We start from the raw sequence: 14,604 nt of genomic DNA on the forward strand, positions 1-14,604 counted from the left end.
CATCGATCGTGTCTCCCGCAGCACCCCCGGCGGCCCGCACCGCCTTCGGGGGCGCCGCGCCCGGCCCGGTCAGACCTTGGGGCTCGTCGGCTGCCGGCCGCCCTTCTTCGCCTCTTCGCCGCCCGACCCGCCGAGCGACAGGTCGACCAGCGCCCGCAGGAACGCCGACGCGTGGTCGGCCTCGTCGTGGGCGATCTCGGCGAACAGCGCCGCCGCCCGGTCGTCGCCGGCCGCCGCCGCCTGCCGGGAGAAGGTCGGGTACATGGTGGTCGCCTCGTGCTCCTCGCCCGCGATCGCTTTGCGCAGGTTGTCGGCGTCGCTGCCGACCAGCCCGGCCAGGATGGCGGTCTGGGCGAAGTGCTCGCCGAGTTCCTGCCCGGCGGTGTTGTCCCAGAGCCGGGCCAGCCGGCGCTGCCCGGTGGCGCGGGCGTGCTCGGCGTACAGGGTGTACTTGGCGTTGGCGAACGCCTCGCCGCGCAGCGTGGTCTCCAGGTTGTCCTGGGTCCGCCCCGAGCAGGCCGGCGTGCTGCGGACGATCGGCACCGGCGGCACCACCTCACCGACGGGGACGACGATGCCGGACCCGGGGTTCAGCACCGCTTCGAGCGCGACCCGGAACCGGGCGGCGTGCGTGGCCTCGTCGCCGGCCAGCTCGGTGAACAGGTCGGCCGCCTCGGGGCAGTCGTCCAGGCGGGCCTGCTCGGCGTACGACGGGTAGACGACGGTCGCCTCGCGCTCTTCCCCGGCGATCGACTCGCGCAGGTTGTCGGCGTTGCCGTGCACGAAGTTGATCAGCTCGGCCTCGGCCGCGAAGTGGTCGTACCGTTCGGTCTCCGCCGTGGCGCGGAACAGGCTGGCGATGCCCTCCTGGTCGGTCCGCTCCGCCTCCTGCGCGTACGCGAGGTAACTGGCGTGGGCGTACGCCTCGCCCTCCATCGCGGTCAGGGCGTTGCGGCGGGTCTGCGGGTCCAGGCCGGCGGCCTGGGCCGGGCCGGCGAGGCCGATCACCGCGCCCGCCACGACGGCGGACACCACTGTGGCTCTGCGCATGTGCTCCTCCTGTGTCGAGCGTGCCGTGGCGCACTGGTCACGCTGCGTCAATATCTTGGAGAAGCGTATGTTGCCGCAGGTCAAAGGCGGTGTGGGGCGCGCTGGCTCACGCGTGGGCCCGCGAACGTGAACGCGGAGGGTCGCGCCCGTAACGACAAACCGGACCCGCGCGGCAGCGCCACGCCCGGCCGGCCTTGCGAGGCAGGGGGCCGCCAGACGGCGCTGGCGGCGGTCCGGACGACCCGGACCGCCGCCAGCCTTTCCGACGTCAGCCGACCGGGGTCGGGAAGCCCCGGCCGTGCTCGGCCTGCAGGCGCATCATCGCGTGCTCGACGACCGTCACCAGCACCTGCTTGACGGGCTCACGGTGCCGGGCGTCGGTCATGATCAGGGGCACCTGGGGCGAGATGGCGAGGGCCTCGCGGACCTCCTCCAGCTCGTACTGCGGGGCTCCGTCGAACCGGTTGAGCGCCACCACGTACGGCAGGCGGCGGTTCTCGAAGTAGTCCAGCGGGGCGAACGCGTCGGTGATCCGGCGGGTGTCGACCAGCACCGCCGCGCCCACCGCGCCCTTGATGATCTCGTCCCACATGAACCAGAACCGGGTCTGGCCGGGCGTGCCGAAGAGGTACAGGATCAGGTCCTCGGCCATGGTGATCCGGCCGAAGTCCATGGCGACCGTCGTCGTCTGCTTCCCCGGCACCTTCGACGGGTCGTCGATGCCGACGCCGGCCGAGGTCATCACCGCCTCGGTGGTCAGCGGAGTGATCTCCGAGACCGCGCCGACCAGGGTCGTCTTGCCCACGCCGAAGCCGCCCGCAACCACGATCTTCGCGGAGGTGATCCCGCGGTTGCGGCGCGCCCCGGCGGGGTCATAGCCTGCGAAGTCCACTTAGCACCCTTCCAAGAATTTCCATCCGCTCCTCGTATCCCTCGGCGGGAGCGGCAGTATGCAGGGTCAGCAGGCCCTCGGCCACCATGTCGGCGACGATGACCCGGGCGACACCCAGGGGCATCCGGGTGTACGCGGCAACCTCGGCCAGCGACTGGGGCCGACCCTCGCAGATCGTGGCGATCCGGTGCTTGTCGTGACCGGCGAACCTGGACTCGGCGACGGCTGTCGGGCTGGCCGTCAGCACCGCCTCCAGCGCGATGTCCTGGCGTGGCTCGGTACGGCCCCGGGTGACCGCGTACGGACGCACCAGCGCGCCGCGCGGGTCCTCCCGTCGTTGGTCCATCCGCGATCACCTCCTCCCGGTCGACGTCGTCGCTCGACGTCTGGTCATCTGTCCGTGCAGCCCGGCCGCGCTACGCGCGCACCGCGTCGCGGGGCAGCGGCACCAGCGCGGCGCCCACCCGCTCGACCAGCAGCGCCATCTCGTAGCCGACCTGCCCCACGTCGCAGCTGCGGGCGGCGAGCACCGCCATCGACGAGCCGTCGCTGATCGACATGAGGAACAGGTATCCGCTGTCCATCTCGATGACCGTCTGGAGCACCCCGCCGGCGCTGAACATGCGGGCCGCGCCCTCGGTCAGGCTCACCACGCCGGAGGTGATGGCGGCGAGCTGGTCGGCCCGGTCCGCGGGGAGGTCCCGGGACGAGGCGAGCAGCAGCCCGTCCGCGGACACCGCCACCACGTGGGCGATGCCCGCCACGCTGTCGGCGAAGTTGGTGAGCAGCCAACCCATGTCCTGCATGGCCGCTGGCCTGTTCATCGGCTCGTCTCCTTGGTCGAATTGCTGGTCTGGTCCGCCCCGCCGGCCGTCCGCCCCCGCTGCACGCCGCGGTGATAGGCCGACAGCAGGCCGCGTACCTCGTCGGGGGTGCGCCGGCTGCGGTCCCGGCCGCTCTTCTGTTCGATCCCCCCGGGGACGAGCTGGGCCTGGGGCACCCGCTTGGGCAGGCCGGAGCGGGTGGTGCCGGCGGCCGGCGGTTCGGCTGCCCGGCTGGCCCGGGACCAGCCCTCGTCGGCGGCGGTCCGCCACGCCTCCGGGTCCACCGCCGGCGGCGGGGTGGGTGCCGCCGGCCCGCCGGTCGCGGAGGCTGCCGGCTGCGGGGGCGGTGCCACCGGCATGGTGCTGGCCGGCGGCGCGGTCGTCGCGCTCGGGCCGTCCGTGGCGGTGGCCCCCGGGGTACGGGTGGGCAGCGGAGCCCGCGGCGGGGCGGTGGCCTGCGCCGGCGCGGTGGCCTGCGGCAGGGCGGTGGCCTGTGCCGGGGCGGGCGCGTCGTCGAAGTTGGGGCGCTGGAAGATCGCGGTCACGTCATCACCGTGCGAGCGGAACCATACCGCCTCCATCTCGCGGAAGATCGGCGCCTCCGCCTGCTGGGCCGGGCGAGCGACCACCGGGGTGGCCGGGGCTGCCGACACGGGCGGGGCGGAAGGGGCGGAGGGTGCCATCCCGGCGACCGGCCCACCCGGCAGCGCCGGGGCCGCCGGCGCGAACGACGCCGGGGTCGCCGGCGCGAGCGGAGCGGCCGGCGCGAACGACGCCGTCGGGGTGGCCGGGGCGAGCGGGGTGGCCGGCTGGGCGGACTCCCCGTTCGGCGACCGTCGGGGCAGCGGATCGATCGCCGGGAACGCCACGGTCGGGCTACCGATCGCGCCACCGCCGGGCGCGTACGCCGGCTGGGCCGGCCCGGCCGGCTGCGAGGCGGGCGGCTGCGACACGGGTGTCACGGTCGGGATCGTCGGCTGGGACACGGTCGGGTTGCCGAACGGCGCGGCCGGCGCCGCGTCCCGGGCGTCGCCGGGCACCTGCCACCGGGCCGGCGTCGGCGCCGCGGTGCGCCACTGGTCGGTCAGGGTGGCGGTGCGGCCGGCGGTCGCCGGCTCACCGAAGCTGGCCGGGCTCGGCGGGGCCTGCTCCACCGCGGCCGGCTGGCGTGCCGGGGTGAGCGGGGCCGGAGCCGGCTCGCGTCCCCGCAGCGACGGCAGCACGACGGTCGAGGCGGGCAGGGTCACCTGGGCGACGGTGCCGCCCTCCACGTTGCGCCGCAGCTCCACCCGGATGCTGTACCGGGAGGCGAGGCGGCTCACCACGGCCAGACCCATCAGCCGGAACGCGGCCACGTCCACCGTCGACGGCGCGGAGAGCCGGCGGTTGAGCGAGTCGAGCTGCTCGTCGGTGAGGCCGAGGCCCCGGTCCTCGACCTGGATGAGCACGTAGTCGCGGATCCGCCGGCCGTCGGCGACCACCACCGTGTTCGGCGGCGAGAAGCGGGTGGCGTTGTCGAGCAGCTCGGCGACCAGACGGACGACGTCGTTCACCGCGTGCGCGGCGACCGAGATGTCGGTGTCGACGGTGCCGAACTCGATCCGGTTGTACTGCTCGACCTCGGACTGGGACGCCCGCAGCACGTCGATCAGGAGGGCGTCGTCGCGGCGCGGCACGGCGGAGTCGGCACCGGCGAGGACCAGCAGGTTCTCGTCGTTGCGGCGCATCCGGGTGGCCAGGTGGTCCAGCTCGAAGAGCTGGGCGAGCCGCTTCGGGTCCTCCTCGCCGCGCTCGATCGCGTCCAGCTCGCCGATCATCCGGTCGACCAGCGTCTGACTGCGCCGGGCCAGGTTGAGGAACATCGCGGAGACGCTGGTGCGCAGCGCGGCCTGCTCGGCGGCGACCCGGACCGCCTCCCGGTGGACGACGTTGAACGCCAGGGCCACCTGGCCGACCTCGTCGCGGTTGGTGAGCTTGATCGGGTCCCGGACCTGCCGGACGATCTCCTCCACGCCGCCGTCGCCGACGTTGCCGATGGACTGCAGCCGCTGCACCGCGTCGGGCAGGTCGTGGTTGGCCACCGACAGCGCGCCCTCGCGCAGCCGGCGCAGCGAGTGGTTGAGCGAGCGGGCCAGCACCACGGCCAGCGTGACGGCGATGATCAGGGTCAGCAGCACCAGCACCGACTCGATGACGGCCTGCTGGATGACGTCCGCGCGGGCCTGCTCGGTCTGGTCGAGCAGCCGCCGCTGGAGCTGGATCTCCGCCCACCGCATCAGGTCGTTGACCGAGCCGACGGAGGCGGACACGTCGGCGGCGGTGACCAGCGGGGTCTGCCCGACCGACCGGGTCAGGTCGGCGGCCACCCGGTCGGCGAGCACGACGGCGTCGCCGGAGACGGTGCCGTCGACCAGGGCCCGCTGGGCCGGGTCGGCCGACAGCGAGAAGGAGACCAGGGCCTCCTGCTGGCTGGTGAGGGTGGCCACGAAGGAGGAGAACTGCTCCTCGTCGAGCCGGCCGGAGGACAGCGCCGTGTAGGCGACGGCCTGCTCCTCGGCGACCGCGGCCTTGGCGTGGGCGAACGCGGCCACCGCCCGGCGGTTGTCGGCCAGGGCCTCCTGGCCGGGCAGCTGGGCGAGCGTGTCGTTGTAGGAGACCAGGTCGGTGACGATGACGCCGTAGCGCAGCGACGCCTCGGCCACCGGCATCTGCTTGCGGTCCAGCACCTCCTGGCGGGTGCTGTTCAGCGTCTTCAGGTGGTCGTCGATGACCTTGAGCCGGTCCCGCACGTCGGCCGGGACCTCGCCGATGCCGGCCCGCTCGGCGTTGTACGCCTCGATGCGCGCGTCGGTGCTGCGGACCCGCAGGTTGAACTCGTCGACCCGGCCCTTCTCCCCGGGACGGGCCAGCAGGGTGGCCGCGGCCATCCGCTCCTTGTGCAGGTCCTGGGTCAGCGCCGAGACGTCGATCGACAGGGCGGTCAGCGACCGCAGCTGGGTCGCCTCCAGCGCGCCCTCACCGGTGGAGATGAGCCGGATGGTGGCGAGCAGGATCACCGCCGCGACGGGCACCACCAGAATCAGCGCCAGCTTCGAGCGGATCCGGGCATCCCGGAGGCGGGGCAGCCGTCGCCGGCCCCGCTCGTTCGACTCGCCGCTCTCGGGCAGGGTCGTAGGTCCGGTGCTCACGACATCGCCTCCGTCGTTTCTTCCACGCCTGAACCGCCGACCCGTGCCCGGTGCAGCGGACAGCGCCGCGCGCGGCACGGCCGCGATTTCATCAGAGAAGATCGTGTTTGGGAAGCCGCGGTGAGGTAGGAAACGGTCGCACGGCACTCATCGCGTGATCCGGTCAACTAATACCTTCATTTCCCCAAGCCCCTGATCAGGGGATGTGACTCCAGAGTGGTCGCGCGCTTATGCAAAGTAAGCGTTTGCAAACATCGGGTTACCCCAACATGTGGGACGCCCGTCCCGAAAAGCTTCGGAGCATCCGCGCTTGACCACAGGGCCCGGCATTGGCAAGGTTTTGCAGGCTTCGCGCACACCGTACGGCAGACCAATCCCGTTTCTCCACTGAGGACGGAACAAGCGGCGGTGACCGGGCATCTGCCCGCGCCGCACCTGGAGGACAGAGTTGACTCCCATCCGCTCCGCGACCATCGCGGCGCTCGCCTCGGCCGTCCTGGCCACCACGCTCACCGGCTGCCAGTTCGGCGCGGCGGAGCAGGATACGAGCCCGATCGTGATCGCCGTGGACCTGGAGCTGTCCGGCTCCGCGGCCCCGGTGGGCAAGGCTTACCAGCGCGCGCTGGAACTGAAGGTCGACCAGATGAACGCCTCGGGCGCGCTCGGTGCCCGCAGGATCGAGCTCAAGGTGAAGGACAACCGGTCGGACGCGAGCGAATCGCTGCGCAACATCGGTGACTTCAGCAACGACTCCCAGGTGAGCGCGATCATCATGGGCGGCTGCAACGAGTGCGCCGTCGGCGCGGCACGTACGATCAACGAGAAGAAGATCCCGACGATCGCGCTCGCCTCGTCCAGCGCCGTGGCCACCCCGGTCGCCGACCGGCGATACCTGTTCAAGCTGGCCCCGAACGCGGCCGACAGCGCCGCCGCCCTCACCACCGAGCTGCGCCGCCGTGGGATCCGCAAGGTGGCCGTGCTCAACAGCGACGACAGCTACGGCCGGGAAGGGCTGGACGTGCTGCGCCGCGAGTTCGACAAGACCAACATCAAGCTGCTCAGCGACCAGTCGGTGAAGACCACCGACACCGACGTCAGCCAGCAGGTCGCCACGCTGGCCGCGCGGGAGCCGGAGGCGATGGTGGTCTGGACCCCGCCGGAGCAGGCGATGCTCGCCGCGGGCGCGGCCCAGACGGCCGGGTTCACCGGCTCGCTGTTCTTCGACGCCTCGGCCGCCGGGGAGCTGTTCCTGGGCGCGGCGTCCCGGTCGGCGGAGCGGGCCACCCTGATCTTCACCCAGACGATGGTCATCGACGATGTCATCGCCACCACCCCGGCCAAGGCGGCCCGCCGCCAGTGGTTCCAGGACTACACGGCCCGCTTCGGCGGCTACAACGGCTTCTCCTCGTTCGCCGCGGACGCCGTGCAGCTCATCGCCGATGCCGAACTGCGGGCCGGCGGCGCGCCCGGCAAGGCCGGCCGCGACGGGCTGCGCAACGTGTTGGAGACGTCCCAGATGGACGGCCTCTCCGGCCCGATCCGGATGACGCCGGACAACCACTCGGGGCTGATGCCGCAAGCCCTCACGACGCTGGTCGCCCGGGGCGGCCGCTGGCGGCTCGCCGGCTGACGGCACGCACGACGACGATGGGCCCGCCGGTCGACCGGCGGGCCCATCGTCGTCTCACCTCGACGAGGTGGTCGCCCGCACCCAGGGCAGGGCCAGGCGCTCCACGAACACCAGCGCCGAGTAAAGCAGGATGCTGACCAGCGCCACCAGCATGATCGCCGCCCAGGCGGTCGCGGTGTCGCCGATGCCGGCGTACTGGGTGATGACGTACCCGAGGCCGCTCTCGCCGGCCTGGAACTCCCCGATCACCGCGCCGATGGCGGCCAGCGGCATCGCCACCTTCAGGCCGACGAAGATCTGCGGCAGCGCGGCCGGGAAGCGCACCTTGCGGAACGCCTGCCACCAGGAGGCGTTCAGGGAGCGGACCAGCTCGGCCAGGTCGGACGGCGTGGTGGTCAGCCCGGTCGCGGTGGAGAGCACGATCGGGAAGAAGCAGAGCAGGAAGACCATGGTCAGAATCGGCTTCTGACCCCAGCCGAGCGCCACCACCAGCAGCGGCCCCAGGGTGATCTTCGGGACCGCGTTGACCGCGACGAGCAGCGGGGTGAACATCCGCTCGACGGTGCGCGAGGCGGCCAGCGACAGCCCGAGCAGGACGCCGGCCACGGCGGAGAGCGCGAAGCCGATCAGGATCTCCAGCATGGTGTCGAGCGTGTGCTCCAGCATCCGGTCGGGCTTGTCGGTGAACGCCGACAGCACCGAGCCGGGGGTGGGCAGCGCGGCGGGGTGCACCAGTTCCAGCCGGGCGGTGAGCCACCACACCGCGAACGCGACCAGCAGGCCCGCGCCGGGCAGCAGCAGGCCGTTCGCGCCGGCCCGCGCGCCGGTGCCGAGGGCGCCGCGCCCCACGGCGGTGCGGCGCTGGACGGCGGGCGGGCCCGCGAGCGCCGGTTCCGGTGACCGGAGGTCGGTCATCTTCTTCTCCTCATCCATCCGGCGCGGCGGCCGGGAACGGAACGGGGGTACGTCCCGCCGGAGGCCGGCGGGACGTACCCCTGCTGACTTGTCGGGCCGGTCAGGACTGCGGCACGAGGTTGAAGTCGATGATCTGGTCGGGGGTGATGTTCTGCTTGAGCGAGCCCGCGCCCTGGAGGATCGCGATGCTCTTGGCGACCCGGCCGCTGTCCAGCGTGCCGATCTTGGTGCCGGAGTTGTTGGAGCGGACGTACCCGGCCATCAGCTGGAGCTCGGCGGCGGCCGCCGCCGGGTTGGTGGCGTCGACGTTCTTCTTCAGCAGCTCGGCGGCCTCCTGGGGGTTCGCCAGGGAGTACTCCAGGCCCTTGATCAGCGCGGCGCTGAACCGCTTGACCATCTCCGGCTTCTCCTTGGCGATCTTGCTGGAGGTGATCAGCACGTTGCCGTAGAGGTCCTGCATCACGTTGCTGTAGGGCAGCAGGACGGCCTTCTTCTTGGTGACCGCCTCGACCGTCGGCTGGCCCACGACGAACTGGCCGATGCCGTCGACGGAGCCGGAGGCGAGGGTGCCCATCAGGGTCTGCGGCTCGCCGTTGACCCAGGTCACCTTGTTGACGTCCACGCCGGCGAGCCGGGCGTACGTCGGGAAGAGGTTGCGGACCACGGACGCCGGGGCGTCGGCGAGCTTCTTGCCCTCCAGGTCCTTCGGCGAGGCGATGTTCTTGCCCTCGACCGTCACGATGGCCGCCATGGTGCGCTGCTGGATCGCCGCGACGGCGACGAAGTCCTTGGCCTGGCCGTTGCCGAGCTGGAGCAGACCACCGGTGAGGTCGATGGGGCCGAAGTCGGCCTGACCACCGACGATGGTCTGGATCACCGCGCCCGTACCCTGACCGGGCTTGATCTCGACGTCGAAGCCGGCTTCCTTGAAGAAGCCCTTCTCCTTCGCCACCCAGGCGTAGGAGTCCCGGCCGAAGTTGCCAAAGGAAGTGAGGTACGTCACTTTCTCCAGTGACTTGCCGTCGCCGCCCTTGGCGTCGGACGCGTCCGAGTCGCTGCTGCACGCGGACACCAGGGTGAGGGCGGAGGCCAGGAGGGCCGCGGCGACCGTGCGGGTCAGCCTGTTCATCTGTGCACCATGTCCTTTCCGACCAGGGGCGATGCGCCTCCGGGCGGGTCGTCGAGAGCAACGGCGTCGACAGAGGGGGGAGCCGACGCCATCGTCGTGAGGGGACTCTTCGCCGGCACAGACTACGCAAGAGACCTGCCGGTGTAGCGAGGAGTGTGTGTTTCGGAACGGAAACGAACTGATCTCCACCCCGGACCGTTGCCTCCGGACGGCGGCGGGCTACTCTAGCTGCGATCCTGATGGTCCACTCAGGGAGGACACCGGCGATGATCCGACTGTCCGGCGTGTCCCGCACCTTCGACGGCCGGGCCGGCCGGGTCGAGGCGCTGCGGGGCATCGACCTCGACGTCGCCGAGGGCGAGTTCGTCGCCGTGCTCGGGCGCTCGGGCTGCGGCAAGTCCACCCTGCTGCGGATGATCGCCGGCCTGCTGCCGGCCACCGCCGGGGAGATCACCGTCGCCGGCACGCCCATCACCCGCCCCCGCCGCGACATCGCCATGCTGTTCCAGCGCCCCGCCCTGTTGCCCTGGCGGTCGGTGCTGGACAACGTGCTGCTGCCCGTGGAGATCTTCGGGTGGAAGCGGGCCGGGCACCGCGAGCGCGCCCGGGAGCTGCTCGACCTGGCCGGGCTCGCCGGGTTCGAGAAGCGGCTGCCGCACGAGCTGTCCGGCGGCATGCAGCAGCGCGTCTCGCTGTGCCGGTCGCTGATCGGCGACCCCCGGGTGATGCTCATGGACGAGCCGTTCTCCGCCCTGGACGCGCTCACCCGCGAGGAGCTCTCCGGTGAGCTCCAGCGGGTGCACATGACCAGCGGGGCCACCGTCGTCTTCGTCACCCACTCCATCGACGAGGCGGTGCTGCTCGCCGACCGGGTGGTCGTGCTCAGCCCCCGGCCGGGCCGGATCCGCGCGATCGTCGAGGTCGACATCCCCCGGCCCCGGACCCTCGGCCGCAACGCCCACCTCGCCGACGTCGCCCGGGTCAGCGCCGAGCTGCACGAGCTGCTGATGGAGCGCGACGTCCCCGCCGCGCCCGCCGCCTCCGCGCCCGCCGCCACCGGGGCCGGCGCGGAGGGGCGGTGACCATGCGGGTCAGCGTCTTCACCGAGCCGCACCGGGGCGCCACCTACGACGACCAGTTGCGCTTCGCCCGGGCCGTCGAGGCGGGCGGCTTCGAGGGGTTCCTGCGGGCCGACCACTACCAGTTCCTGGGCGACGACCCCGGCCTGCCCGGCCCCACCGACGCCTGGCTCACCCTCGCCGCGCTGGCCCGGGAGACCACCCGGATCCGCCTCGGCACCCTCGTCACCTCGGCCACCTTCCGGCTCCCCGGGCCGCTCGCCGTCATGGTCGCCCAGGTCGACCAGATGAGCGGCGGCCGGGTCGAGCTGGGCATCGGCGCCGGCTGGTACGAGCGGGAGCACACCTCGTACGGCATCCCGTTCCCCGCCGTCGGCGAGCGCTTCGACCGGCTCGCCGAGCAGCTCGAAGTGGTCACCGGCCTGTGGCGCACCCCCGTCGGCGAGACGTACAGCTTCACCGGCGAGCACTACCGCCTGGTCGACGCGCCCGCCCTGCCCAAGCCGGTCCAGCGGCCCGGCCCACCGGTGATCGTCGGCGGGAGCGGCCCCAGGCGCACCCCCGAGCTGGCCGCCCGGTACGCCGACGAGTTCAACGTGCCGTTCAAGAGCGTCGCCGAGACCGCCGCCGCGTACGAGCGGGTGGTCGAGGCGTGCGACCGGCACGGCCGCCCGACGTCGGGGCGGGGGCCGCTCGTCCTCTCCGCCGCCATCGCGGTGGCGATCGGGCGCACCGACGCCGAGGCGCGGCTGCGGGCCGCGCCGCTGCACGCCAGGAGCGCCCTGCCGCCGGAGGATGCGGTGGTCGGCTCGCCCGCCCGGCTCGTCGACCGGATCGGCGAGTTCGCCGCCGTCGGGGCGACCCGGGTGCACCTGCGGCTGACCAACCTCGCCGACCTCGACCACCTGGAGCTCGTCGCCGCCGAGGTGCTCCCGCACCTGGGGCACGCCGACGCTCCCGCCACTGGAGGCTGACCGCATGACCGACGTGATCGACGGGACCGAGCTGGGCCCGGTGGGCCAGGAGATCGTCTACGAGAACGACCGGGTGCGGGTGTGGCACATCCGGCTGGAGCCGGGCGAGCGGCAGCCGCTGCACCGGCACGACCACCCGTACCTGGTGATCGCCGTCCAGGGCGCGAAGAACGTGGTGCAGACGATCGACGGCACCACCATCGACGCGGACGAGCCGACCGGCGGCGTCGTCTACCGCGACCCGGGTGCCGTCCACATGCTCACCAATGTCGGGGATACGACGTACCTGGCGCGGCTGGTCGAGCTCAAGTAGTCCCAGGCCGGGCGCGTCGGGCGCGCCGCGCGGTGCCAAGGTGGCGATCGGGCGCACCGGGCCGTAACGTGCCCGACATGGCCTTTCGGACGTGGGGCAAGCCGCTGTCCACCGCGCTCGGGGTGAGCATGCTGGCCGGGGCCGGCCAGCTCGGCGTCGCGTACGGCTTCGGCATCGTGCGGATCGCCGGCGACTTCACCGACGCCACCGTCAACCGGTGGCCCGCCCAGCTCGTCTGGGTGGGCTGGTGCGCGGCGCTCGCCGCCGTGGTCGGCGCGGTGGTCACCGAGCGGCTCGTCAGCGCCGACCCGGTCACCGGCACCACGACCGGGCGGCTCGCCCTGGCCGGCGCGGCGGCCCTGGGCGCGACCGTCGTCGCGCCGCTGTGCATGCAGCCGGCCCGGGCCACCCAGCTCAACAGCGTGGACCCGGTCTGGGCGATGGGCATCTGCGCGACCCTCGGCGCGGTGGTCGGTGCCGGCGCGGCGCTCGCCGTGCTGCTGCGCCCACCGCTGGGCTGGAACGTCGCGGCGGTCGCCGGCACGGTCTGGTTCGTCGCCCTGGTCTCGGCCCTGCCGGCCCTCGCCGGCACCGGCCCGCTGCCGACCGTACGCCTGGGGGTGTTCGAGCCGGGCTGGCTCGCCGCCGACGCGGCGCAGGGGCTGGCCACCATCGTCCTGCCGTTGGTGGCCCTGCTCGCGGGCGCGGCCTCCGGCGCGTTGGCCCGCCGACGTGGGCACCCACCGCTGATCGCCGGCGCGACCGGGGCGGCGGGCCCCGTGCTGGTCGCCTTCGCCTATCTGACCGCCGGCCCCGGCGACTCGGCCGACCGGTACCAGCTCGCGCCCTACTACGGTGCCCTGCTCGCGGTCGCCACCGGCCTGCTCGGCGCCACGGCCGCCGCCCTGGCCCGCTGGCCCCTCTTCGCCCGCTCCGCCGGCGCCGACCCGCTGGCCGACGGGCCGGCCGGCGTCGATCCCGCAGCCGGTGTGCCGGCGGCCGACCTGGCCCGGGCCGGGGGCGCGCCCCTGCCCGGAGCGCTCGGCGCCCGCCCGCCCGGGACGCTCCGCGCGGCCCTGTCCGGGATGCGCGCCGCCGGCCTGACCAGGGGACGCGGCGTCGGCCTGCCCGGCTCGCCCCGCGCGGGCGGGCAGCAGGGCGCGATCGAGCCGACGGACATCCTCCGGCCGCTGCCGACCGGGCCCACCCCGCCGGTGGCCGGCGACGCTGACGGGCCCGACGGCCCGGCCGACCTGGCCGCCCCGCCGGGCGTGACCACGGCCCGCCGGGTCCCGGCGACCATCGGCGACCCGCTGCCGGACGACCGCACCGGCGACGCCGCCCGCAGCGGAGGCCCCCGCAGTCGGGGCGACGAGGGCCGGGTCGGGGTCGACGGTCCGGCGGGCGCTCCCCCCGCCCACTGGGAGTGGCCGATGGCCTCCGGCACGACCGCCGCCCGATCCACCGACGCGGCCAGGCCCACCGACGCGGCCGGGACCGGCGAGGCGACCAGGACCGGCGAGGCGGCCAGGACCACCGACGCGGCCGGGACCGGCGAGGCGACCAGGACCGGCGAGGCGGCCAGGACCACCGACGCGGCCGGGACCGGCGAGGCGACCAGGCCCACCGACGCGACCGGGACCGGCGGGGCGACCGATCCGACCCCGAGCGGCGGGGTCGTCGACACCACCCCGGCTGGCGAGCCCGCCGCCGCCCAAGCCGGCGAGCCCGTCACCTTCACCCGAGCTGGTGGGCCCGCCACCTTCGCCGAAGCCGGCGAGGCCGCCGGCCCCGCCCAGGCCGGTGAGGTCGCCGCCGCGGGTCAGGTCCCCGCCGCGTCGGCGGGCGAGGCCACCAGCGTGAGCGGGACCGGCGAGGCCGCCGACCCGGCCCTGACCGGCGGACTGAGCGGCCCGGTCCCGACCGGCGGACTGAGCGACCCCGTCCCGACCGGCGAGCTGATCGACCCGGCCCTGACCGGCCAGGCCACCGAGCCGGCCCTGCGGCCCCGCCCCCGGCTGCCCCTGCCCGACCTCGACCAGGCGGCGAGCTGGGACGCGTTCGGCAACGCCGCCCGGCGGTTCGCCAGGCCGGCGTCCGAGCGCCACGTGGTCGGCGAGACGCAGCTTCCACGCAGTGAACCGGTCGAACCGGGCGAACCGGGCGGGCTCTGGCAGGCCGCAGCGAGGACGACTGGCGCGGCCCCCGCCGACGGGGCGGGACCGGCCCCGGCCGGCGAGCCCGATGCCGCCCTCCCCGCAGATGCCGGTACGTCTCCGGAGGACGCGCCCGCCGGCCGGTCCCGGCTCCTGCGGCCCCTCTTCCGGCGCGGCCGGACGCGGGCGGGAGACGACGTGGGCCCGGCGGCCGAGCGGGACGACCGCCACGACCCGGAACCGCTGCCGGCGCAGGACGAGGAGTACGTCGACTGGGTCACCGGCCTCGCCCGCCCCGTGTCGGGCGAGGACGGTGGGTCGACGGACGCCGACCGGCGCTCGCTGCGCCCCTCCGGCCGGCACCACCGGGACTGACCCCGCCGCCATGTCGGCGACGTGGCGGGGTCAGCCCCGGCGGGACACCCCCACGTCGCCGACATGGCGCCGGGCTCCG

General features: G+C 74.0%; 12 protein-coding genes. 5 read left to right on the forward strand and 7 right to left on the reverse strand.

Annotated features, from left to right (window positions below; all coding sequences use genetic code 11):
• Window positions 1-69: 69 nt before the first annotated feature.
• The 5 genes from ACVMYR_RS12385 to ACVMYR_RS12405 all read right to left on the reverse strand — a co-directional run bounded on the left by ACVMYR_RS12385 (window position 70) and on the right by ACVMYR_RS12405 (window position 5,954).
• Window positions 70-1,050, reverse strand: coding sequence for a ferritin family protein (locus ACVMYR_RS12385; protein ID WP_457121857.1), 981 nt, complete (start codon window positions 1,048-1,050; stop codon window positions 70-72).
• Between the two features lie 268 nt (window positions 1,051-1,318).
• Window positions 1,319-1,942 (reverse strand): GTP-binding protein, encoded by a 624-nt coding sequence (locus tag ACVMYR_RS12390; protein ID WP_043965589.1) that lies wholly within the window; start codon window positions 1,940-1,942, stop codon window positions 1,319-1,321.
• Window positions 1,923-2,288, reverse strand: coding sequence for a DUF742 domain-containing protein (locus ACVMYR_RS12395; RefSeq protein WP_007072983.1), 366 nt, complete (start codon window positions 2,286-2,288; stop codon window positions 1,923-1,925). Before ACVMYR_RS12395 ends, ACVMYR_RS12390 begins: the two co-directional genes overlap by 20 nt.
• 70 nt (window positions 2,289-2,358) lie before the next feature.
• Window positions 2,359-2,766 carry a roadblock/LC7 domain-containing protein gene (locus ACVMYR_RS12400; protein ID WP_007072984.1) on the reverse strand — a complete coding sequence of 136 codons (408 nt, stop codon included), beginning with the start codon at window positions 2,764-2,766 and terminating at the stop codon, window positions 2,359-2,361.
• On the reverse strand, window positions 2,763-5,954 hold the full coding sequence (locus ACVMYR_RS12405; protein ID WP_457121858.1) for a nitrate- and nitrite sensing domain-containing protein: 3,192 nt from the start codon (window positions 5,952-5,954) through the stop codon (window positions 2,763-2,765). Before ACVMYR_RS12405 ends, ACVMYR_RS12400 begins: the two co-directional genes overlap by 4 nt.
• Window positions 5,955-6,402: 448 nt before the next feature.
• Here ACVMYR_RS12405 and ACVMYR_RS12410 point away from each other — a divergent pair, with 448 nt between their 5' ends.
• Complete coding sequence (locus ACVMYR_RS12410) at window positions 6,403-7,584, forward strand: ABC transporter substrate-binding protein (protein WP_396792839.1); 1,182 nt, start codon at window positions 6,403-6,405, stop codon at window positions 7,582-7,584.
• Window positions 7,585-7,638: 54 nt separating this feature from the next.
• Here ACVMYR_RS12410 and ACVMYR_RS12415 read toward each other — a convergent pair whose 3' ends face one another.
• Window positions 7,639-8,499, reverse strand: coding sequence for an ABC transporter permease (locus ACVMYR_RS12415; RefSeq protein WP_077938321.1), 861 nt, complete (start codon window positions 8,497-8,499; stop codon window positions 7,639-7,641).
• Between the two features lie 100 nt (window positions 8,500-8,599).
• Window positions 8,600-9,628 carry an ABC transporter substrate-binding protein gene (locus ACVMYR_RS12420; RefSeq protein ID WP_077938317.1) on the reverse strand — a complete coding sequence of 343 codons (1,029 nt, stop codon included), beginning with the start codon at window positions 9,626-9,628 and terminating at the stop codon, window positions 8,600-8,602.
• A 266-nt stretch (window positions 9,629-9,894) separates the two neighbouring features.
• Between ACVMYR_RS12420 and ACVMYR_RS12425 the strand changes: the two genes are divergently transcribed.
• From ACVMYR_RS12425 to ACVMYR_RS12440, 4 genes are all read left to right on the forward strand, one after another.
• On the forward strand, window positions 9,895-10,710 hold the full coding sequence (locus ACVMYR_RS12425) for an ABC transporter ATP-binding protein (protein ID WP_457121859.1): 816 nt from the start codon (window positions 9,895-9,897) through the stop codon (window positions 10,708-10,710).
• Window positions 10,711-10,712: 2 nt separating this feature from the next.
• A complete protein-coding gene (locus tag ACVMYR_RS12430) occupies window positions 10,713-11,681 on the forward strand; it encodes an LLM class F420-dependent oxidoreductase (protein WP_457122047.1) in 969 nt (322 codons plus the stop codon).
• A gap of 4 nt (window positions 11,682-11,685) precedes the next feature.
• Window positions 11,686-11,994: a cupin domain-containing protein gene (locus ACVMYR_RS12435; RefSeq protein WP_043965575.1), complete on the forward strand. Its 309-nt coding sequence runs from the start codon at window positions 11,686-11,688 to the stop codon at window positions 11,992-11,994.
• Window positions 11,995-12,071: 77 nt separating this feature from the next.
• Window positions 12,072-14,525 (forward strand): hypothetical protein, encoded by a 2,454-nt coding sequence (locus tag ACVMYR_RS12440; protein ID WP_457121860.1) that lies wholly within the window; start codon window positions 12,072-12,074, stop codon window positions 14,523-14,525.
• Window positions 14,526-14,604 lie beyond the last annotated feature (79 nt).

The sequence above is a fragment of the Micromonospora sp. PTRAS2 genome (genome assembly GCF_054052245.1).

Excerpts from the sequence above, each read along its gene's own strand:
- ACVMYR_RS12415 (WP_077938321.1), bottom strand. The coding sequence starts at position 8,499 with ATGACCGACCTCCGGTCACCGGAACCGGCGCTCGCGGGCCCGCCCGCC.
- ACVMYR_RS12400 (WP_007072984.1), bottom strand. The coding sequence starts at position 2,766 with ATGAACAGGCCAGCGGCCATGCAGGACATGGGTTGGCTGCTCACCAAC.
- ACVMYR_RS12435 (WP_043965575.1), top strand. The coding sequence starts at position 11,686 with ATGACCGACGTGATCGACGGGACCGAGCTGGGCCCGGTGGGCCAGGAG.
- ACVMYR_RS12395 (WP_007072983.1), bottom strand. The coding sequence starts at position 2,288 with ATGGACCAACGACGGGAGGACCCGCGCGGCGCGCTGGTGCGTCCGTAC.
- ACVMYR_RS12430 (WP_457122047.1), top strand. The coding sequence starts at position 10,713 with ATGCGGGTCAGCGTCTTCACCGAGCCGCACCGGGGCGCCACCTACGAC.
- ACVMYR_RS12420 (WP_077938317.1), bottom strand. The coding sequence starts at position 9,628 with ATGAACAGGCTGACCCGCACGGTCGCCGCGGCCCTCCTGGCCTCCGCC.
- ACVMYR_RS12385 (WP_457121857.1), bottom strand. The coding sequence starts at position 1,050 with ATGCGCAGAGCCACAGTGGTGTCCGCCGTCGTGGCGGGCGCGGTGATC.
- ACVMYR_RS12440 (WP_457121860.1), top strand. The coding sequence starts at position 12,072 with ATGGCCTTTCGGACGTGGGGCAAGCCGCTGTCCACCGCGCTCGGGGTG.
- ACVMYR_RS12425 (WP_457121859.1), top strand. The coding sequence starts at position 9,895 with ATGATCCGACTGTCCGGCGTGTCCCGCACCTTCGACGGCCGGGCCGGC.